Consider the following 24,861-nt stretch of genomic DNA (forward strand, 5'->3'; position numbering starts at 1 on the left):
AATACTATGAAACGTCTGCTGCTCGCCGTGGCGCTGGGCTGCATGAGTCTGCCCGCCGTCGCGGCGGATGACCTGCTCGGCCTCTACCGTGAGGCCCGGGAGAGCGATCCGGTCTTCGAGCAAGCCCGCGCGCAACGGCGCACCGCCGAGGAGGCGTTGCCCCAGGCGCGTGCCCTGCGGCTCCCGGAGATCGGCGGCAATGCCGGCGCCGAGCGCATCTATCAGGATTACGACCCGGATGGCGCGCCCTCCGCCGACGATGACTACAACTCCCTGAACTACGGCGTGGAGCTGCGCCAACCGCTGTATCGCTACGCCGATTTCCAGCAGATGGACGTTGCCGAGGCTACTGTGGCCCAGGCCGAGGCCCGCTTCGCGGCAGCGGAACAGGCGCTGATGAGCCGGACCGCGGAGCGTTACTTCGCCGTGCTCGACGCGGAGGTGGCCCTTGCCGCGGCCCGTGCGGAGCTCGCCGCCATCGAGCGCCAGCTCGAACAGGCGGAAGAGCGCTTCGAGGTGGGGCTGATCGCGCGTACCGATGTCGAGGACGCCCGCTCGCGCTACGATTTGGCGCGTACCGCGGTCATCCAGGCCGAGAATGACGTCGAGAGCGCCCGGGCCCGGCTACGGGAGATCACCGGTGCCGCGCCGGCGGAGCTCGCCCGGGTGCGCGAGGGGGTGGAGCTCTCCGAGCCCAGCCCCGCCGACGAAGAGGCATGGCGTAGCCGCGCCGAGGAGCAGAGCGTGGAGCTCGCCGCCTCCCGCCACGCCGCCCAGGCGGCCATGGAGGGCGTGGACGTGGCCCGCGGCGGGCATTATCCGCAAGTGGACGCCGTGGCCCGTTACGGCGGCAGCCATACCAGCGGCGGCGTCGGTACCCTCGGTGCCACCGGTGGTGCCGACAGCCAGGAGATCGCGGCGGGTGTCGAGCTCAACATCCCACTGTACACCGGCGGTGCCACCAGCTCGCGGGTGCGCGAGGCACAGTCCCAGTACACCGAGGCGCGTGCCGGCCTGGAGGAGACCCGGCGCAGGGTGACCCGCGCCGCTGGCGATTCCTACCGTGGTGTCCAGACCGCCCTCGAGCGCGTCCGGGCCTTGGCCCAGGCACGGGTGTCCACGCGTACCGCGCTGGAGGCCACCCAGGCTGGCTTCGAGGTGGGTACGCGCACGATCGTCGATGTGCTCGATGCCCAGCAGCGCCTCTTTGGGGCCGAGCGGGACTATCAGCAGGCACGTCACGCGTATCTGCTGAATACCCTGCGCCTGCAGCAGGCGGCCGGCATCCTTGCGGAAGAGGACCTTGCCGCGATCAACCGCCTGCTCTCGGCGGAGACGGCCCCGTATATGGAGATCGACGCCCCGGCCGGCGAGCTCGGCGATCCAGGGCTTCAATGAGCCGCTCCAGCGCCCCCTGATGCGCCGCCACCACCTCGCGGCCCGCGCTGCCGGCCTGTTGCCGGGCCGTGCCGTCGCGCAACCAGTGTGTCACCGCAGCGGCGAGCTCTTCCTCCCCGGTGGCGGTGCGCGCGGCGCCGGCCTCGCGGAGTAGGGCGAAGGTCCCGGCGAAATTGTGGATGTGGGGGCCGGTGATCACCGGCAGGCCGAGGGCCGCCGGCTCGAGCGGGTTGTGTCCCCCCACCTCTACCAAGGAACCGCCCATGAAGGCCACATCCCCGGCGGCCAGCAGGGTGGGGAGCTCCCCCATGGTATCGCCCAGCAGCACTGCGGCGGTTGCCGCGTGTGCCTCGACGGTGGCGGTCCGACGGATCATGGCGAGTCCGCTGTTCGCCACCATGGCCGCCACCGCCGGAAAGCGTTCGGGGTGGCGGGGCACGAGGATCAGCACCGCGTCGGGGAGGTGCTCACGCACGCGATGATGGGCGGCCAGGGCCACAGACTCCTCACCCTCGTGGGTGCTCGCCGCCACCCATACCGGCCTCTGTTCCCCGAGCCGGGCGCGCAGTGCCTGGCCGGTGTGGCGCTGGTCTTCGTCGATATGCTGATCAAACTTCAGGTTGCCGATCACCTGGACCCGCTGCGGCGGCGCCCCGAGCCGCCGGAAGCGCGCCGCGTCCGCCTCATGCTGGGCGGCGATCAGGGTGAAACGAGCCAGCGTCTCCGCCGTAAGCCGCGCCAGCCGCGCGTAGCCCCGCGCCGAGCGTTCCGAGAGCCGTGCGTTAGCGAGGACCACAGGGATGCCCCGCGCCTCGGTGGCGGCCATCAGGTTGGGCCAGATCTCCGTCTCCATGACGATGCCCAGCATCGGGGACACCCGGTCGAGGAAGCGCCGGACGGCGCCGGGGGTGTCATAGGGGAGGTAGCAGCTGCGGACCCTGTCCCCGAAGAGGCTGCGTACCTGCTGGGCGCCGGTGGGCGTGGTGGAGGTGACCAGTATCTGGTGGTCGGGATGACGGTCGAGTAGCGCCTGCACCAGCGGTGCCGCGGCCACTGTCTCGCCTACCGACACCGCGTGGAGCCAGATGACGGGGGCTGCGCCCGGGCTCGGCACATAGCCGAAGCGTTCGCGCCAGCGGTGGCGGTAGGCGGGTGCCCGCCGGGAGCGCCAAAGCAGTCGCCCCAGGATCAGCGGGGTGGCAAACCATAACCCCAGCGTATAGAGCCGTCGCCAGGGTGATGTGCGTTCAAGGCGAGTCCGCGTGGACAGCGACAATCGTCCTCAGCGGCCGGAGTTTGGGGTCACGCCGAAGCGCTGGGGCCAGACCATCACGATCACCGTGGCTAGCGCCAAGGCGATGGCCGAGAGGATGATGGCTACCGCGGTGGTGCCCCCCAGGGCGAGTACCAGGATCAGGACGGCCAGCACCGCCACGCCGCCCAGCGCCGCCGCTTGCCATGGTGCCCCGGTGGGTTCGGTCCCCGCTTCTTCCTTGCTCATTGCGATCAGGCCCACTTTCGCTATGGATTGGATGCGCTGAAGCTAAAGCGGATGGCGTGGCCGGTCAAGCCGGGGCGGCCCGCGGTGCTCGCTCTGATATACTCCGCGCACCTGGGAGGTTTGCGGGCTTCGAATGGATCGCGGGTCGCTTGCGCCGCGTTACTGGTTGACCTGGTTCGGCATGGGGCTGCTGCGGCTCAGTGCCTTGCTGCCCTATCGCCTCGCTATGGGTCTGGGGGACCTCCTTGGTGCCATCGCCTGGCGCGCCATTCCATACCGGCGCCATATCGCGGAGACCAATCTCCGGATCTGCTTCCCCGAGCTCTCCGAGGTGGAGCGCGAGGCGTTGGCGCGTCGGAATTTCCGCTATATCGGGCGGGGGCTGGTGGAGGTGGCCCTGGCCTGGTGGGGACCGGAGCGCCTTATCGCCCGCCTCGGCACCGTGGAGGGCGCCGAGCATGTCCACCGCGCCCAGGCCGAGGGGCGGGGCGTGATCCTGGTGAGCGCCCATTTCACGCCCCTGGATATCTCCGGGCGGATCATGCGGCGCTGGCTGGATTTCCAGGTGATCTATCGCGAGAACCGCAACCCGGTGATCGAGCGGTTCATGCGCGAGGGCCGGCGACGGCACTTCGAGGATGCCTTCGACCGTCATGACATGCGGGCCCTGGTGAAGGCCCTGCGGGCCCGGCGGGTGGTGTGGTATCCCCCGGACCAGGACTACGGGCGGCGGCACTCGGTGTTCGCGCCGTTTTTCGGCGTGCCGGCGGCGACCATCACCATGACCTCGCGCCTGGCCCGGCTCTCCGGTGCCGCGGTGCTGCCTTGCTATGGCTTCGCCCGCGAGGACGGCAAAGGTTATGTGGTGCGCATCGGTGCCCCCCTGGAGGGCTTTCCCAGCGGTGATGACGTCGCTGACGCCGAGCGGCTGAATGCTCGCCTCGAGGTGGAGGTTCGCCGCCACCCGGCCCAGTACTACTGGGTACACCGGCGGTTCAAGACCCGTCCCGACGGCGAGCCCATGCCCTACGAGAAGCGCCGGCGGCGCAGGAAGAGGCGATGAGGATACCCGCGTTCGACGATGTGAAGCTATTGGTGGCCGGCGACGTCATGTTGGACCGTTACTGGTACGGCGATACCGGGCGTATCTCCCCGGAGGCGCCGGTCCCGGTGGTGCGCGTCGACGGTAGTGAGGACCGGCCCGGTGGGGCCGCCAATGTGGCCCTTGGGCTGTCCGCCCTGGGCTGCAACGTGCGCCTGGCGGCGCCGGTGGGCGGGGACGACGCCGCCGGCGCACTCGGCCAACTGCTGGCGCGGGCGGGCATCGCCGCCTACTGGGCCCGACGGCCGGGGCAGCGCACCACCACCAAGCTCCGAGTAATCAGCCATCACCAGCAGATGATCCGCCTGGACTTCGAGGATGCCGCGGAGGCCGTGCAGCCGTTGGGGGAGGCCGAGATCGTGTCGGCACTGGACGGCATGGCCGCGCTCATCCTCTCCGACTACGCCAAGGGGGCGCTGGCGGATCCGGGGCCCCTCATCGCCGCGGCCCGCCGCGCCGGGGTGCCGGTGCTCGTCGATCCCAAGCGAGCGGATCTGTCGGCCTATGCGGGGGCCACGGTGCTGACCCCGAACCGCTCGGAGTTCGAGCGCGTCGTGGGGCGTTGCCGCGATGAAGAGACCCTGGTGGCGCGGGGACGCCGGCTGCTCCGGGAGATCGGCGTGGGGGCGTTGCTGCTCACCCGGGGCGAGGAGGGCATGACCCTGGTGCCGCGGGAGGGCGAGGCCGTGCACATCCCGGCGCAGGCCCATGAGGTCTTCGACGTCACCGGTGCCGGGGACACGGTGATCGCCGTGCTCGCGGCCGCCCTGGCCGCCGGCGAGTCCTTGCCGCAGGCGGCGGCGCTGGCCAACCTCGCCGCGGGCGTCGTGGTGGGAAAGCTCGGCACCGCCACCGTCACACCGGCGGAGCTCCATGCAGCGGCGCACCGGTGGTCGCCGGTGCAGCAGTCCCGCGGCGTGGTCGGCGAAGAGCAACTGCTGGCGCTGGTCGGCGAGGCGCGGGCCCGCCAGGAGGTCGTGGTCATGACCAATGGCTGCTTCGATATCCTGCATCCCGGCCATGTGGCCTCCCTGGAGCAGGCCGCCGCCCTGGGGGACCGGCTGGTGGTGGCGGTCAACGACGACGCCTCCGTGCGGCGGCTCAAGGGGCCCTCGCGGCCGGTCAACCCGTTGGCGGACCGCATGGCGGTCCTGGCCGGGCTGGCGGCGGTGGACTGGGTGGTTCCCTTTACCGAGGACACGCCGGCCCGCCTGGTGGAGGCCGTCGCCCCGGACGTGCTGGTCAAGGGCGGGGATTACCGCGTCGAGGACGTCGCCGGTCACGAGGCGGTGCTCGCCCGCGGTGGCGAGGTGCGGATCCTGCCCCTGGTGGACGGCTGCTCCACTTCCGCTGTCCTGGAGCGGGTAGGTCGGGATTGATGCGCATCCTGATCATCCGGCTCTCTGCGCTGGGCGACATCGTCATGGCTTCCGGGCTGATCCCGGCGCTACGGAGCCGTTGGCCGGATGCCCACATCGCTTGGCTGGCCGAGGCCGCTGGCGCGAGCCTGCTGCAGGCCAATCCCCGGCTCGACGAGGTTATCGTCTGGCCCCGCGGGGAGTGGCGGCGGCTGCGCGCCGAGCGCCGCTATCTGGCCCTGGCGCGGTCCATGTATGCCTTCGCCGCGCGGCTGCGGGGCGAGGGGTTCGACTTGGTGCTCGACACCCAGGGACTGCTGAAGAGCGGCGTGTGGGCACGCATTACCGGCGCCGGCGTGCGTGTTGGTTTGGGCTCGCGAGAGGGCAGCGAGCGGCTGATGACCGAGGTCCTCGCACCACCGCGGGACGACCGCCGCATCGCCAGCGAGTATCGCGCCCTGGCCGCCCACCTCGGTGCGGACACCACCCGTTTCCCCATGGACTTGGCGCTCGACGACGACGACCACGCAGCGGCCGGTTCCGCCATCGCGACGGCTGGGGTGGGCGGGCGCTACGTGGCGTTCGCGCCGTTCACCACCCGTCCCCAGAAACACTGGTTCGACGAGCGCTGGCGTGATCTCGCCAGGCGTTTCGCGGCTGAGACCGGTACCACCCCGGTGGTGCTCGGCGGCCCGGAGGACCGTGCCGCGGCGGATGCGTTGGTGGCCGGCAGCCCGGCGGTCAGCGTCGCCGGCGGGCTGTCGCTGCGCGCCAGCGCCGCGGCCATTGCCGGCGCCGAGGCGCTGGTGGGTGTGGATACCGGGTTGACCCACGTGGGCACCGCCCTCGCGGTGCCCACGGTCGCGCTGTTCGGCTCCACCCGCCCCTACCTGGAGACCGAGAGCCCGCGCACCCGGGTGCTCTACGAGCCGCTGTGGTGCTCTCCCTGCCGCCGGCGTCCGCTGTGCGGCGGCGAGTTCAGCTGCATGCGCCTGCACCGCCCCGGGGACGTGTTCGACATCGCCCGCGAGCTCATGGCCGCGGCATGACGGTGGTCCACGTCGAGACCGGCACGCACCTCTACGGCGGCGCGCTGCAGGTGTTGATGTTGCTGCGCGGTCTCGCGGCCTCGCCGGGCCGGCAGGTGCTGGTTTGCCCCGCCGGCAGCGAGATCGCCGAGGCGGCGCGGGGCGTCGCCGACCGCGTGGTCGCGGTGCCTGTGCACGGCGACCTGGATATCGCCTTCGGTGCCCGGCTCTACCGCGTGCTGCGCGAGGAGGGCGCGGACCTCGTCCACCTCCACAGCCGCCGCGGCGCCGACGTCATCGGTGGCATCGCCGCCCGCCTCGCCGGCGTTCCGGCGGTGCTCAGCCGCCGGGTGGACAATCCCGAACCGCGCTGTTGGGTGGCGCTGAAGTACCGCCTCTACGCCCACGTGATCACGATCTCCGAGGGCATTCGGGCGGTGCTCCTCGCCGAGGGCCTAGCGCCGGAGAAGGTCACCTGCGTGCCGAGCGCCGTGGACACGGAGGCGTATCGCCCGGACTGCGACCGTGATTGGTTCCGACGCGAGTTCGGGCTCGCGGACGACGAGCCCACCGTGGGCATGGCAGCACAGTTCATCCCGCGGAAGGGCTATCGGGTTCTTGTCGAGGCGGCGCCGGCGATCCTCGCCGAGCACCCGCGGAGCCGCTTCCTGCTGTTCGGTCGCGGCCCGGAAGAGGGCGCCATCCGCTCGCTGGTCCGGGAGCGTGGCCTAGAGGAACGCTTTATCTTCGCTGGCTTCCGCGAGGACCTGCCTCGCGTACTGCCCTGCCTGGATGTCCTCGCCCATCCCGCTCACATGGAGGGCCTTGGTGTGATCCTGCTGCAAGCGGCGGCGTGTGGGGTCCCGGTGGTCGCCTCTGCGGCGGGCGGCATTCCGGAGATCGTCGTTGACGGAGAGAATGGCAGCTTGATCGACGATGGTGACGTTGAGGCGTTGAGTAGTGCCATCGTAGGGTTGCTCCACAGGCCGCAGTGTTGCCACGCACTTGGGCAGGCGGGCCGTGAGCGCGTCCGTCGCGTTTTCTCCATCGACGCAATGGTCGCCGGGAATCGGAGCGTCTATGCGCGTGTGTCCTCCGGCCTCGGAGAGACAGCGTAACCTGTGCATAACCCGGCAAACAGCAGCCAAAGGAAGCGCCAGTCCGTGTTGAGCATGCGAAAGTTCGTCGCCTGCGTCAGCAAGTGCAGCAGTAGCAGGATGACGAGTGTTCGTACAATGTGCCGGTTCTTTCCCTTCGCATGAAGTGGTGTGAGGACAATAGCTAGGCAGAGCGCGCCGAATACGACGGTGGCCGGAATACCCACCTGAGCCGAAAGGTCGAGGAGGCCATTGTGAAAATCGGTGTGTCTTATGAGTGTGGCGATGCCGGATTGATCGAGCAGGTGGCTCGAAGAGCCAGGACCCCACCCGAGCACGGGGCGTTCCAGTACCTTCTGCAGTCCCCATTGCCACATGTGTAGCCTGATACCAATCGCGTTGTCTGGCTGAATGACATCTAGGTTGCCCTGAGATAGTTCCTGGATCGGCTGGGCTTCTTCCTGGAGCCGATCCTCGATGATTGGCCAGGCAATAGCGAGGCCGGCAAGCGTTAGCGCCAGGACGGTGCCCGCGCCGGCCCATGGTCGCCACGTGTCCCTGCCGCGGCGACAGAGATGCAAGAGTTCCCAGAGCAGCAATATTGCCGCGATCACTGCCAACGCCAGCCAGACTCCACGGGTCCGACCGACCACCGTGAGATAGCCGCACAGAGCTACGGTCGCAAGCCATATAACGGCGATAGCACCACCAGGCAATGGCCGTACGGCACGGATGCGCTGCCAGAGTAAAGGGACCAGTGTGATTAGCCCAACGAGAGCCGCCGCCGTATAGGCGTTGAAAGCCAGCGGTGTAAGATCAATGCCGGTGCGGCGACCGTCGAGGAGTGCCTGCCAGTTGCTGGCATCGAGGTGTCGCAGTCGCCCGAGGATCAGTCCGACCAACGCGAGGCCGAGCACCTTCAGCACGCGGCGCTCGTCGCCTCTTGTCCACACGGCAATCAATGGAAACGCTAGCAGCAGCAGTACGCTGATGGCCTCGTCGATTTGTGCTATCCGTGGTGCCGGGATGGTACGCAGGCTAACGGCGGTCGCGACGATGACCAAGATCGCGACGACTGCAGACATGGCCATGATCCACTGGAACCGACGTTCGCGCGCCCGCAACTGTTGTGGTGCCCAGGCCGTGGCTCCCGCCAAAAGACCGAGTCCAACATAGGCAAGAGAGGTGGCGCTTAGCGAAGCCAGCGCAAACAGATACAGGCCCAGAATGCCCAGGCCGGATGCGAAGCTGTGTCGTCCCATTCGCTCGGATGCCTCGGAATACGCGACCAGCCGTTTGAGGACTTCCCATGAATGGCCTGTCCACGATCCGCTGGGCATCTTATGGTATATTCCACTTTATTGCGAAAACGATGATCGAGGGCCACTCGGGTGAGGGCATGCTGTCTATCGTGAGCCCGCTTGGCAGGGACAACGGCAACCACGGTGGCATTACGCCTTTCGTGCTGAATCTATCGGCTGCCCTTGGGGAACTCGATGTGCCCGTCGAGCTTGTATCGTTCTATCCGGACGCCGAGCCCGCCTTGAACGAAAGGCTGCCTGCCAACGCAGCGCTGGTCTCGCTCCCAGGAGGGAGACATGCGAGTGCGGTGGCGCAGCTCAAGGACTATTTCCGGAAACGCCGGCCGGCCCGCGTGCTGGCGGCTGGCCATCGTTTCAATGTTCTCGCGATCAAGGCCGCCTCCCGTCTGCAAAACGGCCGCGTCTACGCCGGCATTCGCAATACTGCTTCGCGGGAGATCGCCAGCATGACGCCGCTGCGTCGTTGGCGCTGGCTGTGGCAGGCCCGCCGATACTATGCGCGCGCGAATGGTGTCATTGCCGTCTCCCAAGGTGTCGCCAGAGACATCGCCCACCTCGCCCGGTTGCCGACAGAACGCGTATCATACGCGTACAACCCCGTAATTACCGATAAACTTTACGAGCGCATGCGAGCGCCAATTGACCACCCGTGGTTGGCGGCGGGCGAGCCGCCTGTCATCGTCGCCGTTGGCCGGTTGGAGGCACAGAAGGATTATCCGACCCTGTTGTCGGCCTATGCGCAACTACGCTCGCGACGTGACTGTCGGCTGCTTATTCTCGGCGAGGGCGCGCGGCGCGCCGAGCTGGAAGCTATGATCCGGCGCCTTGGCCTGGACGAACATGTGGCGATGCCCGGATTCGTTGATAATCCAGTGGCGTATGTCCGCTCGGCATCCGTGTATGCGCTCAGTTCCGTCTTCGAGGGTATTGCCACGGCTCTGGTTGAAGCCCTGGCCACGGGAACGCCGCTCGTTGCCACTGACTGCGAGCACGGCCCCCGAGAGGTGCTCGCAAGTGGGCGCTACGGTCACTTGGTGCCCGTCGGCGACGCGTCTGCTTTCGCACGGGCGCTCGAGGCAGCGCTGGATGAGCCTCGACGCGATCCTGCGCCGGCAGCGATTCGCCCCTTTCAACCGCGCCCTTGTGCCGAGCGTTATCTCAAGTTAATGCAGCTATCTGCAACGTGAAAGTCCATGCCACATGATCCGAGCAACGAGGCGCCGGCGCCGCTGTTCAGTGTTCTTATCCCCAGTTACAATCGCGCCCGCTTACTCGAGCGCGCCCTCGAGAGCTTGGCAGTGCAGACCGAGCGGGACTTCGAGGTCATCATCATTGACGACGGATCGCGGGATGACACGCAGTCGGTGATCCGGCGCTGGCGAGAGCGCGGAGAGTTCCCCATTAGTGATCATTGTCAAGAGAATGGCGGCAAGCACGCAGCGCACAATGCCGGACTCGATCTACTCCGCGGTGAGCTGACGATCATTCTCAATTCGGATGACTGTATGACGCGGGATGGCCTCGCGATCTTGCGCCGGCACTGGGAATCGATTCCCCTTCCGCAACGTGCGGACTACGCGGGCGTGGAAGGGCTGTGTGCATTCCTTGCCGATGGGCGTATAGCTGGGGATCGTTACCCCGCAGATATACTGGATTCCGACTACATCACTCTGCGGTTGCGTTATGGACTGCGCGGGGACAAGGCATGTGCCGCGCGGACGACGATTCTGAAGCGGTATCCCTACCCGGTGTTCTCGGGTGAGCGGCATATGCGCCCGTCTCTGCTATGGAAGCGGGTGGCGCACGAGTACCGCACACGTTATGTCAATGAGGTCGTTCAGCTGAAGGAGTATCTACCGGACGGCCTATCGGCTAACCCGTTTCGGCGGCGCATGGCGAATCCCCGTGGCTATCGTTTCTATTATCGGGAGGACACCGACCATCATCAGCCTCGGTGGCGAGGTCGATTGGAAAGCTGTGTAAAGTACTCACGCTACTCTTTTCACGCTGGCATCGGGGTCGGCGAGCAGTGGCGCGATATTCATCGGCGCGGTTTGTGGGTCATGGCTTGCCCGGCCGGCTATGTGAAGTATCGTATCGACCGCCATCGGCTCGCGCGACAGACAGCATGACCCAATCGGGCGGATTGGCCGTGCTTTTGTCCACCTCTGGGCAAAAGAACAGAATGACGTGGCTGTTGGGCCGTTGGAGTCGGTGATTACCAAGCGCGGTGTACCGGTGCAGCTGCCGCCGCTGACCGCCGCGTTTGACGCGGCGCGGCGTGAGCCGCCGCCGGCCGAGCGGGCTCGTTGGGCCATCGGGCCCTGTCAGGCCGACAGCAGCGCGCAGGCCGATATCAGTGGCCCAGCCCGGTACAGCCGATGACCGACCTCGCGATCTTCCTGGCCACATCGGGTCACAGCGGTGTCGACCGCGTCGCCTGCAATCTCCTGTCCGGTCTCGTGGGGCTCGGCGTCGACTGTGACCTGATTACCATCAACGGCCACGGTCCGTACCTGCCCGAGGGCGGCGACTACGAGCGGGTGCGCCGTATCGGGCTGCCCGCCCGCCACGTGGACACCGCACTGCCGGGGCTAGTGCGCTACCTCCGCCGCGAAAGGCCCACGGTTCTGATGACCGACAAATACCGGGTCAATCGCATGGCGCTGCTTGCCCGTGCCATCGCCCGGGTGCCCACGCGGCTGGCGCTGCGTATCGGCACCACGGTATCCGTGGACCTCGCCAACCGGGATCCTTGGACGCGGCATGTCGAGCGCTGGGGCTTCCGTCACCTCTATCCGCGGGCGGACTATGTCCTGATGCCCTCCCGGCAGGCCGCCGCGGACTTGGAGGTGCTGGCCGGCTGGCCCGAGGGCCGGGTGCGGGTGGTGCCGAGCCCGGTGGTGGACCCGGCACGCTTTGACGATCCCGCACCACCCGACCACCCCTGGTTCGCCCCCGGCGGACCGCCGGTAATCCTGGGCGCGGGCGAGCTCTCCGGGCGCAAGGACCATGCGACCCTGCTGCGCGCCTTCGCCCGGCTACGCCGCAGGCGTGACGCGCGCCTGGTGATCCTCGGCCGCGGTAGCCAGCACGACCGCCTGCTCGAGCTTGCCCGGGAGCTTGGTGTCGAGGCGGACGTGGACCTGCCCGGCTTCGTCGCCGAGCCAGTGTGCTATATGGCTCACTCTGCGGCCTTCGCACTCACCTCGCGCTGGGAGGGGGCGCCGGTGGTGCTCATCGAGGCCCTCGCGTGCGGTACGCCGGTGGTGAGCACGGACTGCCCCAGCGGCCCGCGGGAGGTCCTCGATGAGGGCCGCGTGGCGCCGCTCGTCCCCATGGGCGACGACGCCGCCCTGGCGGACGCCCTGGCGGGGGTGCTGGATACACCGCCGGAGCCGGCGGTGCTGCGCGAGGCGGTCGCCGCCTACGGGATCCGGCGCAGCGCCCGGGGCTACCTGGCCGCCGTGGGGCTTACCCCCCGGGAGGAGGACTGATGTGCGGGATCGCCGGTGTCAGCCTCGATGCCCCGGTGCCGGAGGAGCGCATCGCCGCGGCGGTGGCGAGGCTCAGGCACCGCGGCCCCGACGACCGCGGCGTATGGCGCGGGGGCAACGTCGCGCTCGGCCACACGCGGCTGTCCATCATCGATCTCGCCGGCGGCCACCAGCCGTTGACCACCGCCGATGGGGCACTGGTACTGGTCGCCAACGGCGAGATCTATAATCACGTGGAGCTGCGCGCCGAGCTGGAGCGCGCCGGCTGCGTGTTCCGCACGCACTCGGACTGTGAGGTCCTGCTGCACGCCTACCGCGTCCACGGCGACGACTTCCTCGACCATGTGCGCGGCATGTTCGCCTTCGCGCTCTACGACGTGCCCCGCCGACGTTTGTTGCTGGCCCGTGACCACCTCGGGCAGAAGCCACTCTTCGTCGCCGCTGGCGCCGACGGCGTGCGCTTCGCCTCCGAGATCAAGGCGCTCCTGCCGCTGCTGCCGACGCGGCCGTCGGTGCGACCGGTGGGGCTGGCGCGCTACCTTCAGCACCAGTTCGCTGCGGGGCGCGAGACCATCCTGGAGGGGGTGGAGCGGGTCCTGCCGGGGGAGATCCTGGAGGTGGTGGATGGCCGCGTTCGGGGCCGGCGCTGGTACTGGGACGCGACCCGGGTCGAGCCCAGAGAGATCGGCTTCGACGGCGCATCGCGGGAGTTCGACGAGCTCTTCGATCAGGTGATGCGTGAGCACCAGCGCTCGGACGTGCCCTTCGGCCTGTTCCTCTCTGGCGGGGTGGACTCCGCCACCCTGCTCGGGGCGCTCTCGCGCCTGCGTGACGAGCCGCTGCACACCTACTCCGTCGGTTTCGAGGCGCCGGAGATGGTCGACGAGCTGCCCCTGGCGGCGCAGGTGGCCGGGCACAACGCGAGCCATCACCACCCCTTCGCGCCGGATGGCGCGACACTGCTCGCGCGCCTGCCGCGCACCATCTGGGCGGCGGACGAGCTGATGCGCGACTTCGCCAATCTCCCGACCCTTTACCTCGCCGAGCAGGCCCGGCGGGACCTCAAGGTGGTGTTCTCCGGGGAGGGCGGTGACGAGGCCTTCGGCGGCTACGGACGCTATCGGGTCCGTGCCCTCGAGCGGCGGCTCAAGGCCCTGGCCGCGCCGGGCAGCGGCGGCTTCCGTACCGGAGGCCTGCTGCGGGGTTCGACACGTCGACGCCTCACCGGCGACGCCCTCGCCGCGGCCATGCGCCATAGCCGGGACCCGTTCACCGAGGCTTGGGCGTCGACGCCGCGGTCCTGGTCGGACCTGCAGCGCATGCAGTATGTGGACCTCACCACCGCGTTGCCCGACAATCTGCTTGTGAAGGCGGATCGGATGCTCATGGCCAATGGCGTCGAGGGCCGCCTACCGTTCGTGGATCATCGTATCGTCGCCTTCGGCCTCTCGCTGCCGGACCGGCTCAAGGTGGTCGACGGGGAGGGCAAGCATTTCCTCAAGCGCTGGGCCGAGCGCTTGGTGCCGCGGGAGCTGCTGTACGCGCCCAAGCGCGGCTTCCACGTACCCGTGCGCGGCTGGTTCGGCGAGCACCTCTCCTGGCTGCAGCGCGTCCTGCCCGCCCATCCGGCGGTGCGGGAGTGGTTCGACCCCCGTGGCGTGGCTTGGCTGCTGCGCCGGGACGCCGCCCGCGGGCGGCTCAGCGCGCAGGCCTTCGCCATCGTGCAGTTCGCGCTGTGGCACCGCATCGTATTGGCCGGGGACGGCGCCGACCCCGGTAGCGATGCGGACCCCTTCCGGCTGCTGGAGGACTGCGCATGAGCGCGGCACCGCGCATCGCCGTGTTCCTGGCCTTCTCCGGGAAGGGCGGCGTGGAACGCATGGTGCTGCGCCTGGCCGCAGGTTTCGCCGCCCGGGGCCATCCCGTGGATCTAGTGGCGGTGCGCGCCGAGAACGTGCCCCGGCCTGTGCCCGACGGGGTGCGGCTGGTGGATACCGGCCACCGCCACAGCCGGCTCGCCGTGCTCGCGCTGGCGCGTTACCTGCAGCGCGAGCGGCCGGTGGCGTTGCTGGCGGCCAAGGACCGGGCGATCCGGACCGCGGTGCTGGCCCGGGGCATTGCCGGCTCCCCCACCCGGATCGTTGGCCGGCTTGGGACCAACCTGTCCGCCTCCCTGGCCGGACGCAGCGCAGCGCGCCGGTGGCTCCGCTACGCCCCGATGCGGGCGATATACCAGCGGCTGGACGGCGTGGTGGCGGTTTCCGAGGGTGTGGCCGAGGACACCCGAAACATCACGGGGCTTGCCGGCGGGCGTGTTTGGGTGGTGCGCAACCCGGTGGTCGCCCCGGATCTTGCGGAACAGGCAAGGGCCGAGCCGGATCACCCGTGGTTGCGGGAGCCGGGCCCCCCGGTGATCCTAGGGGCCGGCCGGCTGACCCGCCAGAAGGATTTCCCCACCCTGCTGCGCGCCTTCGCCCTGCTGCGCGCGCAACGCCCGGCGCGGTTGGTGATCCTCGGCGAGGGCGGGCAGCGCGTTGCGCTGCAGGCACAGGCCTCCGAGCTCGGCATCGCCGGCGATGTGGCGTTGCCGGGGCATGTCGCCAACCCGTATGCCTGGATGGCACGGGCCTCGTTGTTCGTGCTCTCCTCGGCGTGGGAGGGATCGCCCAATGTCCTCACCGAGGCGGTGGCGCTCGGTATCCCCGTGGTGGCCACCGACTGCCCCAGCGGACCGCGGGAGCTGCTGCAGGGCGGAGCGTACGGCCCGCTGGTGGCGGTGGGGGATGAAGAGGCCATGGCCACCGCCATGGAGCGAACCCTGGATTCGCCCCTGCGCGCAGAAACCCTGCGGGCGGCGGCGCAGGGGTATACCCGGGAGGCCAGTGTCCTGGGTTATCTGCGGGCCCTGGACCTGGCCGGTGAGGAGGAGGGTGCGGGATGCTGATTTCCTACCGCCACCGCTTCCTGTTCGTGCATATCGCCAAGACCGGCGGTACCAGTATCCGCACCGCCCTACGCCGCCACCGCTGGGGTTGGCCCTACACACCGGTGCTGGCCCTGGCCAGCCTGATCAGCCAGTCTACCCATCCCAAGCATGCCCTAGGGATCAAGTTCCCGCGCCACGCCAAGGCCATCGCGGCGATGGAGATGCTGCCGCGGGAGCTCTACGACGACCTGTTCAAGTTCGCAGTGGTGCGCAACCCTTGGGACCTGCAGGTGAGCTCGTTCCATCACCTCAAGCGCGAGCACCCGCAGCGCACCGCCCACTTGGATACCTTTGAGCGCTTCCTGCGCGCCAAGCTCGACCCGGACCGGGACTACGATTACCTTCTGGATATCTCACAGGAGCGGCAATGGGAGTACGTCTGCGACTTCCAGGGCCGTCAAATCGTGGATTACATCGCCCGCTACGAGCGCCTGTCGCGGGACTTCGAGGAGATCTGCCGGCGTATCGGCATCAATCCGCCGTCGCTGCCGCACCGTCGCCGGGCCGCGGAGCGCAGGGCCTATACCGACTACTACACGGCGGAGACCCGGGCGCTGGTGGCCCGCCATTATGCCGAGGACATCGAGCGCTTCGGCTATCAATTCGGGGACTAGTTAGTGCAGGTACCCCGAATGATCACGGGATGAACGCGAATGTATTCAGCCGGCGTGTTTCTGCCGCGGTCTTTCTTCGCGGAGCCAGCCGGCACCGGAGCGGTAACACCGGTAGGGGTTGCGCATGCCCGCCGGCTGGCGGGAGAAGCGCCGGTAGGTCCACAGGTACTGGTCCGGGTGTTCGCGCACGGCGTCCTCGATGGCGCGGTTCAGCGCCCTTGCGGCGGTGAGTGGTTCCGGATCGTCCACCGCGGCGTCGACCCGGCGCCAGTGCAGCCGGTAGCCGCGGCCCGCCGGCAGGCGTTCGGCCCAGCCAAGGACGACCGGCGCGCCACTCCTGCCGGCGAGCTTGCCGAACAGGGTCATGGTCTTGGCTGGCTGGCCGAAGAACTCCGCATAGACCCCCTCCTCCGGCGGTTGCTGGTCGGGGAGGATGCCTACCGTCTCTCCGGCCCGCAGGGCCTTGAACAGCGCCCGGATCCCCGACGGGCGGGCGGGGTGGAATTGCGCGCCGCTGCGCGAGCGCGCCGCCGTGATGAGCCCCTCCAGCCAGGCCTGTCGCGGTGGGCGGTACAGGGCGTGGAGGCGGGTGCGTTGCGCCACCCAGACCTGGAGCAGCTCCCAGGCGCCCAAATGCGGTGCGATGATGAGCACGCCGCGCCCTTCTGCGCGTGCCTGCTCGAAGAGCTCCTCGCCTTCGACCTCCCGGATCAGGGCGAGGGTGTCGCCTAGGGGGCGGTACCACAGGGGCCCGAGCTCGAGGAGGTTGCATGCCGAGGCCTTCAGGGCGCGCCGCGTGAGACGGCGCTTCTCGGTCACGGCGAGCCCGGGGAAGCAGAGCTCGACGTTGACACGTGTGATGTGGCGGGCACTGTTGGGGAGAAGGTCGGCGATGGTGCCGAGGCCGCCGCCGAGGGCATGGAGAAGCCGCAGCGGCAACGCTGCAGTCAGCCTCAGCAGCAGGGCGAGCAGGCGGCTGCGCACGGGGGCGTACCGTCGATCGGGGCAGTCGTCGCCGCCGCTGTGATCACTCGCGCCGGTGCTGCTCGAGGACCCGCGGGTCGTCCGGATTGAAGTCCTTGACCACGTACTCCGCGCCGCAATAAGGGCACTTCCCCTCGCCGGTCTTGTGCAGGGGGATGAAGACCTTCGGGTGGGAGTTCCACAGGTACATCCCCGGCATCGGGCAGGAGACCGGGAGGTCGTCGATGGTCACCTCGTAGCGATGGGCCGCGTTGGGCTGGATGAGGTCGGATTGATCGTGGGTCTGCGGGTCCGGCACGTCCTTCTCCTTGTCACCGTGGCTCAGTTGACCGGGGTAAGCCAATGGGGATAGGCGTCGCGGCGGCCTTCCACCTGGTCGAAGAACAGCTTCTGCAGCTGCGCGGTGATGGGCCCGCGGGTGCCCTCGCCGATGACCCGCCCGTCGAGCTCGCGGATCGGGGTGACCTCGGCGGCGGTGCCGGTGAAGAAGGCCTCGTCGCAGACGTAGACCTCGTCGCGGGTGAGGCGGCGCTCACGGACCTCGAAGCCGGCATCGGTGGCGAGCCGAATCACCGCGTCGCGGGTGACGCCGGCGAGCGCCGAGGTCAGCTCCGGGGTGTAGACGATGCCATCGCGGACCATGAAGAAGTTCTCCCCTGAGCCCTCGGCGACGAAGCCCTCGACATCGAGCAGCAGTGCCTCGTCATAGCCGGCGGCCACCGCCTCCTGCAGCGCCATCATGGAATTGATGTAGTTGCCGTTGGCCTTGGCCCGGCACATGGCGATGTTGACGTGGTGTCGGGTATAGGAAGAAGTCTTGATGCGGATGCCGCGCTCGATGGCCTCCGAGCCCAGGTATGCCCCCCAGTGCCAGGCGGCGATCATGACATGGGTGGACAGGCCGTCGGCGCGCAGGCCCATGCCCTCGGAGCCGTAGAAGGCCATGGGGCGGATATAGGCGCTCTCCAGGCCGTTCTCCCGGACCGCGGCGATGCAGGCGCGGTTGATGGTCTCCGCATCGTAGGGCATCGGCATACCCAGGATCTTCGCCGAGTCCATAAACCGCCGGGTGTGCTCCCGCAGCCGGAAAATGGCCGGGCCCTCGACGGTGTTGTAGGCGCGTACCCCCTCGAAGACCCCGAAACCGTAGTGCAGCGTATGGGTGAGGACATGGACCTTGGCCTCGCGCCAGGGCACGAATTCGCCGTCGATCCAGATCACACCGTCGCGGTCCGCCATGCTCATGCGCGGCACTCCCTGATGTTCAAGCTGTTGTGTTCTCGGGGGATGCAGCCTCGTCGCCCATGACGTCTCGCCACTGCGCGATCACCGTCTCCCGGTGCTCGCGGAAGCGCTCCGCCGCTACCTTCGCCGGCTGCTCCTGGAGGGTGAGCCGGTGGACCTCCGCGCGAAACACCCGGTAGGCCTCTGCCAGCGCCTCCGCCGCGTGCTCGTCGAAGACATCGCCGCAGCGACTGAGCTCGCCGAGCAGGCGGATGTTGTCGGTGTAGCGCAACAATCCGGGATGGTCATGGGCCCCCGCAAGGACCCCATATTGCACCATAAATTCGATATCCGCGATACCGCCGCGATCCTGCTTGAGGTCAAAGACCTCTTCATCCCCCGACGCCTTTTCCCGGCGCATGCGCTCGCGCATGGCCGCCACCTCCTGGCGTAGGCTTGCCCGCTCGCGGGGTTGGGCCAGGATCTCGCGGCGCAGCGCCTCGACGCGCTCGCCGAGCCCTTGGTCACCGGCGACAACCCGGGCGCGGACCAGGGCCTGATGCTCCCAGGTCCAGGCGCTGTTGCGCTGGTATTCGGCGAAGGCGTCCAGGCTGGTGGTCAGTAGCCCCGACTTGCCGCTCGGGCGCAGCCGGGTGTCCACTTCGTAGAGTACCCCGCCCGGTGTGGTGGTGGAGAGGATGTGGATGATGCGTTGCGCGAGACGGGCGAAGAACACCGCATTGTCCACGGACTTCTCGCCATCGGTGTGCAGCTCCTCGCCCTGGGCATCATTGATGAACACCAGGTCGAGGTCGGAGCCGTAGCCGAGCTCGATGCCCCCGAGCTTGCCGTAGGCGAGGGTGACGAAGCCCTGGCGCACCCGCTCACGGTCCACCGTGCCGCCGGGCTCGCCGTAGCGCCGGCTGACGTGGTGCCAGGCAATGCGTAATACCTCGGCGAGGACCACCTCGGCGATGTCGGTGAGATAGTCGCTGACCACCATGATGGGGATGGCGTCGGCCAGATCGGCGGCGGCGACCCGGAGCACGTTGGCCTGGCGGAAGTGGCGCAGCGCCTCCATCTGCTCCTCGAGGTCGTCCGGGTCCACGCGGGCCATGCGCGTGGCGAGCTCCTCGGCCAGTGCCTGCCGGCGCAGGGGGGTGTACAGGGTGCGGGGATCCAGGAGCTCGTCGAGCAGCACCGGGTGCAGGGCCAGCAGCCGCGCGATCCAGGGGCTGCCGCTGCACAGCTGCACCAGCTGCGAGAGGGCCATAGGGTTTTCGTTGAGCAGTGCCAGGTACACCGTGCGCCGGGCCACGGTCTCCAGCAGCGCGAGGATGCGCTCCAGGGTGGCGTCCGGACGATCCTGGCCCGAGACGGCCTGCAGCAGCATGGGCATCAGCCGGTCCAGCCGCCCCCGGCCGCGGGAGGAAAGCGAGCGCCCCACGTGGCCGTCACGCAGCGCGGCGATGCGCTCCCGCGCCCGGGAAGGCCGCTGGAACCCGCACTCATGGAGGAAGGCGTCGATGTCGTCGGCGTCTACGGTGGCGTTCCAGACGTCGCTGAAGTCCATGCCCGTCGCCTCGCCCTCGCCCGCCTGCTGGGGCGCGACGAAGACCTGATCGAAGTGGGCCTGAACCTTGGCGCGCCAGTGCTCGAGGTCGGCGGCCAAGGCATCGTAGTCCGGATAGCCCATGGCGTGGGCGAGGCGCGCCTGGTCCAGCGCGCCCTCGGGCAGGGCGTGGGTCTGCTCATCCCGCAGCGCCTGCAACCGGTTCTCGGTGCGGCGCAGGAAGCGGTACGCCTCGGCGAGCTCGTCACCGCTCCACTTCGGGAGCTGGCCGTGGGCGACCAGGCGCTCCAGGGTGGGGAGCAGACGGCGGCACTGCAGCTCCGGTTCCTGGCCCCCGCGGATGAGCTGGAAGGCCTGGGCGATGAACTCGATCTCGCGGATGCCGCCGCGGCCGAGCTTGATGTTGTCCGCCAGCCCGCGGCGACGTACCTCGCGGTCCACCAGGGCCTTCATCTCGCGGAGGTTCTCGAAGGCGCCGTAGTCCAGGTAGCGGCGGTAGACGAAGGGGCGTAGGCCGGCCAGGAGTTCTTCACCACGGTGGTAGTCGCCGCCGACCACCCGCGCCTTGATCATGGCGTAGCGTTCCCACTCCCGGCCCTGGTTCTGGTAGTAGAGCTCTACGGCATTGAAGCTGGAGGCCAGGGGCCCGGAGCTGCCGAAGGGGCGCAGGCGCATGTCCACGCGGAAGGCCTGGCCGTCGGCGGTCTTCTGGTCGAGGGTGGCGATGAGCTCCTGGCCCAGGCGATTGAAGAACTCCTCGTTGTCCCGGGGCCGCCGACCGTCGGTCTCGCCGGGGTCGGGGAAGGCGAAGATCAGGTCAATGTCGGAGGAGAAGTTGAGCTCGGCGCCGCCGAGCTTACCCATGCCCAGGACCACCATGCGCTGGGGCTCTCCGTCCGCGTTCCGCGGTGTGCCCCAGAGCCGGCAACGGCGCTCGTAGAGGTGGGCGAGGGTACGGTCTATGCAAGCCTCGGCGAGGGCGGATAGCTCGCCGAGGGTTTCCTCCAGGGTGGCGATGCCGGCGAGGTCCCGCCAGGCGATGCGAACCATCTGCGCCTCCCGGAACCGGCGCAGGGCGCGCTGTAGCGTGTCCGTGCCGTCAGCGTCCGCGATGCCCGCGTCGAGATCGGTGGCGAGGCCCTCCAGGGTGCGTGGCTCGGAGAGATCCCCCAGATCCTCCAGGAGCTCCGGGCGGCGGCGACAGCTCTGGGTGACGAACTCGCTGGCCGCCCAGACGCCGGGCAGGGTGGCCTGGACGTGCGGGTCGCCGGGCGCGCCGTGCTCGGTGAGGTGTCCGGCGATGGGCTCGGTGACCGCATCGCGCAGCGGCGGCGGCAGCGATTCCACCGCCCTGCGCAGGGGCTCGGGGGCGTTGTCGATATCCATCCCCGGAGCTTACTCAGCGCGACGGGGGCGCGGCAACACGCCGGACTCCCATGCCTAGCGCCGGTTGCCCGCGCGCAGCGCGGCCACGGGCACGAAGGCCACCTCGTAGGGCGGCTCGGGCTGCAGCGTCACATGCTCGATGCCGAATTCCTCGCGTAGCATCCGTCGCATCGCCTCGAGCAGCTCCGGCCATGCCGCGAGGCTACGAATGCGCACGTGGGCGGCGATGGCGTGATGGCCGGTTGCAATGGTCCACACGTGCAGGTCGTGGACCCCCTCGACGCCCTCGAGCTCCAGGAGCCTGCGGCCGAGGCGCTCCAGATCGATGTGCCGCGGCACTCCCTCCATGACCACGTGGACGGCCTCCCGCAGCAACCGGGAGGTGGAGATCAGGATCAGCCCGGAGATCACCAGCGAGAGCAGCGGGTCGACCGGGGTCCAGCCGGTGGTGGCGATGACCAGCCCGCTGGCCAGCGCGGCCACGGAACCGAGCAGATCGCCGAGGACGTGCAGGGCCGCACCCCGGGTGTTGAGGTTCTGCTCGCCGCCGTGGAGGATGCGCAGCACCAGCAGGTTGACCGCCAGGCCGACGGCGGCCACCACCAGTACCATGGCGCCATGCACCGGCTGCGGGTCGAGCAGGCGGGCCACCGCCTCGTAGGCGATCCAGGCGACCACCACCAGCATGAACCCCGCGTTGGCCAGCGCGCCGACGATCTCGGCGCGCTGCAGGCCGAAGCTGTGGAGCCGGCTCGGCGGGCGCCGGCTCAGCCAGGCTGCCAGTGCCCCGAGGCCGAGGGCCACGGAATCCGTGACCATGTGGCCGGCATCGCCGATCAGCGCCAGCGACCCGGACACCAGCCCGCCCACCAGCTCCACCAGGGCGAACCCGCCGGTAAGCGCGAGCGCCATAAGCAGTGCCCGCCCGCCGGAGCTCGCGCGGCCGTGCTCGTGGTGGGCGTTGCCGGCCGCGCTCATGCCCCGGGTGCTGCGGCGCAGGGCCGACGGCTACACGCGTTCGTAGAGCGCGGCAATGCCCTGGCCGCCGCCGATGCACATGGTCACCACGGCATAGCGGCCCTGGATGCGCCGGAGCTCGTGCAACGCCTTCACGGTGAGGATGGCCCCGGTGGCGCCGATCGGGTGGCCCAGGGAGATCCCGCTGCCGTTGGGGTTCACGCGGGCCGGATCGAGCTCCAGGTCCCGGACCACCGCTAGGGCCTGGGCGGCGAAGGCCTCGTTGATCTCCCAGGTGTCGACCTGATCCGCGGTCACGCCGGTCCGCTCGAGCAGCCGGCGGACCGCCGGTACCGGCCCGATGCCCATGTATTTCGGCTCCACCGCCGCCACGGTGCCGTCGACCAGCCGCGCCAGGGGGGCCAGGCCTTCGCGTTCGGCGCGGCCGCGCTCCATCAGCACCACGGCGGCGGCGCCGTCGTTGATGGCGGAGGCGTTGCCGGCGGTGACCGTGCCGCCGTCGGGTTTGAACACCGGCTTCATCCCCGCCATCTTGGCCGGGTCGACGTCGCGGCGCGGTCCCTCGTCGGTGTCCACGGTGACGGTGCCCTTCCGGCCCTGGATCTCCACGGGCATGATCTGTTCGCGGAAGTGGCCGCCGTCGATGGCCGCCACGGCGCGTCGGTGGCTCTCCGCGGCCAGCGCGTCCTGGTCCTCCCGGGAGATGCCCCACTTCTCGGCCACGTTCTCGGCGGTAATGCCCATGTGGCATTTATCGAAGGGGTCGGTGAGGGCGCCGACCATGGCATCGAGCATCTTGCCGTCGCCCATGCGCTGGCCCCAACGCCCGGAGGGCAGCCAGTAGGGGGCGCGGCTCATGGCCTCCGCCCCGCCGGCGACCGCGCACTCCGTGTCCCCCTCGCGGATGTAGGTGGCCGCGGTGAGGATGGCCTGCAGGCCGCTGCCGCAAAGGCGGTTCAGCGTGAGCCCCGGCGTGGAGACCGGCAGGCCGCCGTTCACCGCCGCCACCCGGCCCAGGTACATATCCCGTGGTTCGGTGTGGATGACGTTGCCGAAGACCGCCTGGCCCACGGTCTCCGGGCTCACGCCGGAGCGGCGCACGGCCTCGGCGACCGCCGAGGCCGCCAGGTCCCCGGCGGGGACGTCCTTGAGGGCACCACCATACGTGCCCACCGGCGTGCGGGCCCCGTTGACAACGACTACCTCCTCCATGGGATACCTCCTTCAGTGGGGGGTTAGGCTGTGGATTCATTGTAGCCCGGCGCGAGCATTTTCTTGAACGCCGGGGGACGGTCGGCGAGAATATCGGCCCTTGAGAGCGCGGAAACCGGGCGGATCCGCCGGCGCGGGATTGGGGGGCATAACCTCGGCGGGCGCGGGGTGGAGGGCCGCCTGCCATTACAAACCGGAAACATCCGGGCACGCGCATGCAGCCGGGGATCGGTCAGAAGCCGGCGCGGCCCACACTTCTCCAGGGAGGCTTTCATGACCCAGCATATCAAGTATCCGGAATCGGGCGAAAAGCTCAAGGTGGTCGACGGCCGGATCTCGGTGCCCGACCAGCCGGTTCTCGGCTACGTGGAGGGCGACGGCATCGGCCCGGACATCACCCGGGCGAGCATGCGCATCTGGGACGCCGCGGTGGAGCAGGCCTACGGTGGCCAGCGCAAGATCCACTGGGCGGAGCTCTACATGGGGGAAAAGGCCGCGGAGCTGTATGACGGTGATTACTTCCCCGAGGAGACGCAGCGGGCCCTCGAGGACCTCATCGTCTCCATCAAGGGCCCGCTGACCACCCCCGTCGGTGGTGGCTTTCGGTCACTCAACGTCGCCCTGCGCCAGAAGCTTGACCTCTACGCTTGCGTCCGGCCGGTGCGCCACTATGACGGCGTGCCCTCGCCGTTGCGCAAGCCCGAGGACGTGGACGTAGTGGTCTTCCGGGAGAACACCGAGGACGTCTACGCCGGCATCGAGTACCAGTCCGGTAGCGAGGAGAACAAGAAGGTCGCGAACTTCCTCAAACAGGAGATGGGCGAGACCTTCTTCGACGATGCCGGACTCGGCGTCAAGCCCATCAGCCCCTTTGGCTCGAAGCGCCTGGTACGCAAGGCGATCCAGTACGCCATCGATAACAAACGTGAGTCGGTGACCCTGGTCCACAAGGGCAACATCATGAAGTTCACCGAGGGTGCCTTCATGCAGTGGGGCTACGAGGTCGCCAAGGAGGAGTTCGGCGATGTCACCATCACCGAGGAGGAGCTCTACTCCACCTACGGTGGCAAGCGTCCCGAGGGCAAGATCGTCATCAAGGACCGCATCGCCGACATCATCTTCCAGCTGATGCTGTTGCGGCCCAACGAGTTCGACGTCCTCGCAACCATGAACCTGAACGGCGACTACCTCTCCGATGCCATCGCCGCGGAGGTCGGGGGTGTGGGTATCGCGCCCGGGGCCAACATGTCGGATCACGTGGCCGTGTTCGAGGCCACCCACGGCACCGCGCCGAAGTACGCCGGCCAGGATAAGGTCAATCCCGGCTCGCTGCTGTTCTCCGGCGTTATGATGCTGGACTACATCGGCTGGACCGAGGCGGCGGACCTCATCCGTGCCGCCTACCAGAAGGTGGTCACCACCGGCATCGTTACCTACGACTTCGCCCGCCAGATCGAGGGCGCCACCGAGGTGAAGACCAGCCAGTTCGCCGATGCCATCATCGAGCAGATGCAGGGCCGCATTGATCTGGCCAAGTACCAGCAGGAGCGCGAGGCGGCCATCGAACACGACCGTAAGGTCCGCGAGCTGCGCCGGGTGGC

The 24,861-nt window shown here is 68.9% G+C and carries 20 protein-coding genes and 1 pseudogene; 12 read left to right on the plus strand and 9 right to left on the minus strand.

The window, feature by feature from the left end; genetic code table 11:
• Positions 1-6 precede the first annotated feature (6 nt).
• Positions 7-1,398, plus strand: a complete 1,392-nt coding sequence (locus ACQ754_RS05980; RefSeq protein ID WP_440996093.1) for a TolC family outer membrane protein — start codon at positions 7-9, stop codon at positions 1,396-1,398.
• Here ACQ754_RS05980 and waaA read toward each other — a convergent pair.
• Entirely contained in the window at positions 1,313-2,674 is a 1,362-nt protein-coding gene (waaA, locus tag ACQ754_RS05985) for a lipid IV(A) 3-deoxy-D-manno-octulosonic acid transferase (RefSeq protein ID WP_440996094.1), read from the minus strand. The genes ACQ754_RS05980 and waaA overlap by 86 nt on opposite strands.
• Positions 2,675-2,680: 6 nt before the next feature.
• The gene (locus ACQ754_RS05990; RefSeq protein WP_440996095.1) at positions 2,681-2,899 is read right to left on the minus strand and encodes a hypothetical protein; all 219 of its coding nucleotides are present in this window, start codon (positions 2,897-2,899) and stop codon (positions 2,681-2,683) included.
• A gap of 133 nt (positions 2,900-3,032) precedes the next feature.
• Between ACQ754_RS05990 and lpxL the strand changes: the two genes are divergently transcribed.
• The 4 genes from lpxL to ACQ754_RS06010 are packed head-to-tail and all read left to right on the plus strand — an operon-like array spanning position 3,033 to position 7,505.
• Entirely contained in the window at positions 3,033-3,962 is a 930-nt protein-coding gene (lpxL, locus tag ACQ754_RS05995; RefSeq protein WP_440996096.1) for an LpxL/LpxP family Kdo(2)-lipid IV(A) lauroyl/palmitoleoyl acyltransferase, read from the plus strand.
• The gene (gene hldE, locus ACQ754_RS06000; protein WP_440996097.1) at positions 3,959-5,380 is read left to right on the plus strand and encodes a bifunctional D-glycero-beta-D-manno-heptose-7-phosphate kinase/D-glycero-beta-D-manno-heptose 1-phosphate adenylyltransferase HldE; all 1,422 of its coding nucleotides are present in this window, start codon (positions 3,959-3,961) and stop codon (positions 5,378-5,380) included. The genes lpxL and hldE overlap by 4 nt, the downstream gene beginning before the upstream one ends.
• Positions 5,380-6,408 (plus strand): glycosyltransferase family 9 protein, encoded by a 1,029-nt coding sequence (locus tag ACQ754_RS06005; protein WP_440996098.1) that lies wholly within the window; start codon positions 5,380-5,382, stop codon positions 6,406-6,408. The genes hldE and ACQ754_RS06005 overlap by 1 nt, the downstream gene beginning before the upstream one ends.
• Positions 6,405-7,505, plus strand: coding sequence for a glycosyltransferase (locus ACQ754_RS06010; protein WP_440996099.1), 1,101 nt, complete (start codon positions 6,405-6,407; stop codon positions 7,503-7,505). The genes ACQ754_RS06005 and ACQ754_RS06010 overlap by 4 nt, the downstream gene beginning before the upstream one ends.
• On the opposite strand, the gene ACQ754_RS06015 is transcribed toward ACQ754_RS06010, so the two are convergent.
• On the minus strand, positions 7,466-8,746 hold the full coding sequence (locus ACQ754_RS06015; protein WP_440996100.1) for an O-antigen ligase family protein: 1,281 nt from the start codon (positions 8,744-8,746) through the stop codon (positions 7,466-7,468). The two genes, ACQ754_RS06010 and ACQ754_RS06015, sit on opposite strands and share 40 nt — an antisense overlap.
• A gap of 47 nt (positions 8,747-8,793) precedes the next feature.
• Here ACQ754_RS06015 and ACQ754_RS06020 point away from each other — a divergent pair, with 47 nt between their 5' ends.
• The 6 genes from ACQ754_RS06020 (at position 8,794) to ACQ754_RS06045 (ending at position 15,903) form a co-directional block, all read left to right on the plus strand.
• Entirely contained in the window at positions 8,794-9,993 is a 1,200-nt protein-coding gene (locus tag ACQ754_RS06020) for a glycosyltransferase (RefSeq protein ID WP_440996101.1), read from the plus strand.
• A gap of 6 nt (positions 9,994-9,999) precedes the next feature.
• Entirely contained in the window at positions 10,000-10,938 is a 939-nt protein-coding gene (locus ACQ754_RS06025; RefSeq protein WP_440996102.1) for a glycosyltransferase family 2 protein, read from the plus strand.
• Positions 10,939-11,187: 249 nt separating this feature from the next.
• Entirely contained in the window at positions 11,188-12,303 is a 1,116-nt protein-coding gene (locus ACQ754_RS06030; protein ID WP_440996103.1) for a glycosyltransferase, read from the plus strand.
• On the plus strand, positions 12,303-14,123 hold the full coding sequence (gene asnB, locus ACQ754_RS06035; RefSeq protein ID WP_440996104.1) for an asparagine synthase (glutamine-hydrolyzing): 1,821 nt from the start codon (positions 12,303-12,305) through the stop codon (positions 14,121-14,123). The genes ACQ754_RS06030 and asnB overlap by 1 nt, the downstream gene beginning before the upstream one ends.
• Positions 14,120-15,247 (plus strand): glycosyltransferase, encoded by a 1,128-nt coding sequence (locus ACQ754_RS06040; RefSeq protein WP_440996105.1) that lies wholly within the window; start codon positions 14,120-14,122, stop codon positions 15,245-15,247. Before asnB ends, ACQ754_RS06040 begins: the two co-directional genes overlap by 4 nt.
• Positions 15,241-15,903: a sulfotransferase family 2 domain-containing protein gene (locus ACQ754_RS06045; protein ID WP_440996106.1), complete on the plus strand. Its 663-nt coding sequence runs from the start codon at positions 15,241-15,243 to the stop codon at positions 15,901-15,903. Before ACQ754_RS06040 ends, ACQ754_RS06045 begins: the two co-directional genes overlap by 7 nt.
• A gap of 45 nt (positions 15,904-15,948) precedes the next feature.
• On the opposite strand, the gene ACQ754_RS06050 is transcribed toward ACQ754_RS06045, so the two are convergent.
• The 6 genes from ACQ754_RS06050 to bktB all read right to left on the minus strand — a co-directional run bounded on the left by ACQ754_RS06050 (position 15,949) and on the right by bktB (position 23,260).
• On the minus strand, positions 15,949-16,887 hold the full coding sequence (locus ACQ754_RS06050; RefSeq protein ID WP_440996107.1) for a lysophospholipid acyltransferase family protein: 939 nt from the start codon (positions 16,885-16,887) through the stop codon (positions 15,949-15,951).
• Positions 16,888-16,930: 43 nt separating this feature from the next.
• Positions 16,931-17,185 (minus strand): zinc-finger domain-containing protein, encoded by a 255-nt coding sequence (locus ACQ754_RS06055; RefSeq protein ID WP_440996108.1) that lies wholly within the window; start codon positions 17,183-17,185, stop codon positions 16,931-16,933.
• 23 nt (positions 17,186-17,208) lie between these two features.
• Positions 17,209-18,132: a branched-chain amino acid transaminase gene (locus ACQ754_RS06060; protein WP_440996109.1), complete on the minus strand. Its 924-nt coding sequence runs from the start codon at positions 18,130-18,132 to the stop codon at positions 17,209-17,211.
• Positions 18,133-18,151: 19 nt separating this feature from the next.
• Positions 18,152-21,031 carry a bifunctional [glutamate--ammonia ligase]-adenylyl-L-tyrosine phosphorylase/[glutamate--ammonia-ligase] adenylyltransferase gene (gene glnE / locus ACQ754_RS06065; protein WP_440996293.1) on the minus strand — a complete coding sequence of 960 codons (2,880 nt, stop codon included), beginning with the start codon at positions 21,029-21,031 and terminating at the stop codon, positions 18,152-18,154.
• A gap of 93 nt (positions 21,032-21,124) precedes the next feature.
• On the minus strand, positions 21,125-22,048 hold the full coding sequence (locus ACQ754_RS06070) for a cation diffusion facilitator family transporter (protein ID WP_440996110.1): 924 nt from the start codon (positions 22,046-22,048) through the stop codon (positions 21,125-21,127).
• 30 nt (positions 22,049-22,078) lie between these two features.
• Positions 22,079-23,260: a beta-ketothiolase BktB gene (gene bktB / locus ACQ754_RS06075; protein WP_440996111.1), complete on the minus strand. Its 1,182-nt coding sequence runs from the start codon at positions 23,258-23,260 to the stop codon at positions 22,079-22,081.
• Between the two features lie 273 nt (positions 23,261-23,533).
• On the opposite strand from bktB, the pseudogene icd reads away from it, so the two are divergent.
• Positions 23,534-24,772, plus strand: a pseudogene (icd, locus tag ACQ754_RS06080) (isocitrate dehydrogenase (NADP(+))); the annotation flags it as partial.
• Positions 24,773-24,861 lie beyond the last annotated feature (89 nt).

The sequence above is a fragment of the Arhodomonas sp. SL1 genome (assembly GCF_052060015.1).
GTDB lineage: Bacteria > Pseudomonadota > Gammaproteobacteria > Nitrococcales > Nitrococcaceae > Arhodomonas.

What these genes read in the sequence shown, in the direction of transcription:
- ACQ754_RS05980 (WP_440996093.1), top strand. Translation starts at nt 7, where the DNA reads ATGAAACGTCTGCTGCTCGCCGTGGCGCTGGGCTGCATGAGTCTGCCC.
- ACQ754_RS05990 (WP_440996095.1), bottom strand. Translation starts at nt 2,899, where the DNA reads ATGAGCAAGGAAGAAGCGGGGACCGAACCCACCGGGGCACCATGGCAA.
- lpxL (WP_440996096.1), top strand. Translation starts at nt 3,033, where the DNA reads ATGGATCGCGGGTCGCTTGCGCCGCGTTACTGGTTGACCTGGTTCGGC.
- hldE (WP_440996097.1), top strand. Translation starts at nt 3,959, where the DNA reads ATGAGGATACCCGCGTTCGACGATGTGAAGCTATTGGTGGCCGGCGAC.
- ACQ754_RS06005 (WP_440996098.1), top strand. Translation starts at nt 5,380, where the DNA reads ATGCGCATCCTGATCATCCGGCTCTCTGCGCTGGGCGACATCGTCATG.
- ACQ754_RS06010 (WP_440996099.1), top strand. Translation starts at nt 6,405, where the DNA reads ATGACGGTGGTCCACGTCGAGACCGGCACGCACCTCTACGGCGGCGCG.
- ACQ754_RS06015 (WP_440996100.1), bottom strand. Translation starts at nt 8,746, where the DNA reads ATGGGACGACACAGCTTCGCATCCGGCCTGGGCATTCTGGGCCTGTAT.
- ACQ754_RS06020 (WP_440996101.1), top strand. Translation starts at nt 8,794, where the DNA reads ATGAATGGCCTGTCCACGATCCGCTGGGCATCTTATGGTATATTCCAC.
- ACQ754_RS06025 (WP_440996102.1), top strand. Translation starts at nt 10,000, where the DNA reads ATGCCACATGATCCGAGCAACGAGGCGCCGGCGCCGCTGTTCAGTGTT.
- ACQ754_RS06030 (WP_440996103.1), top strand. Translation starts at nt 11,188, where the DNA reads ATGACCGACCTCGCGATCTTCCTGGCCACATCGGGTCACAGCGGTGTC.
- asnB (WP_440996104.1), top strand. Translation starts at nt 12,303, where the DNA reads ATGTGCGGGATCGCCGGTGTCAGCCTCGATGCCCCGGTGCCGGAGGAG.
- ACQ754_RS06040 (WP_440996105.1), top strand. Translation starts at nt 14,120, where the DNA reads ATGAGCGCGGCACCGCGCATCGCCGTGTTCCTGGCCTTCTCCGGGAAG.
- ACQ754_RS06045 (WP_440996106.1), top strand. Translation starts at nt 15,241, where the DNA reads ATGCTGATTTCCTACCGCCACCGCTTCCTGTTCGTGCATATCGCCAAG.
- ACQ754_RS06060 (WP_440996109.1), bottom strand. Translation starts at nt 18,132, where the DNA reads ATGAGCATGGCGGACCGCGACGGTGTGATCTGGATCGACGGCGAATTC.
- ACQ754_RS06070 (WP_440996110.1), bottom strand. Translation starts at nt 22,048, where the DNA reads ATGAGCGCGGCCGGCAACGCCCACCACGAGCACGGCCGCGCGAGCTCC.
- bktB (WP_440996111.1), bottom strand. Translation starts at nt 23,260, where the DNA reads ATGGAGGAGGTAGTCGTTGTCAACGGGGCCCGCACGCCGGTGGGCACG.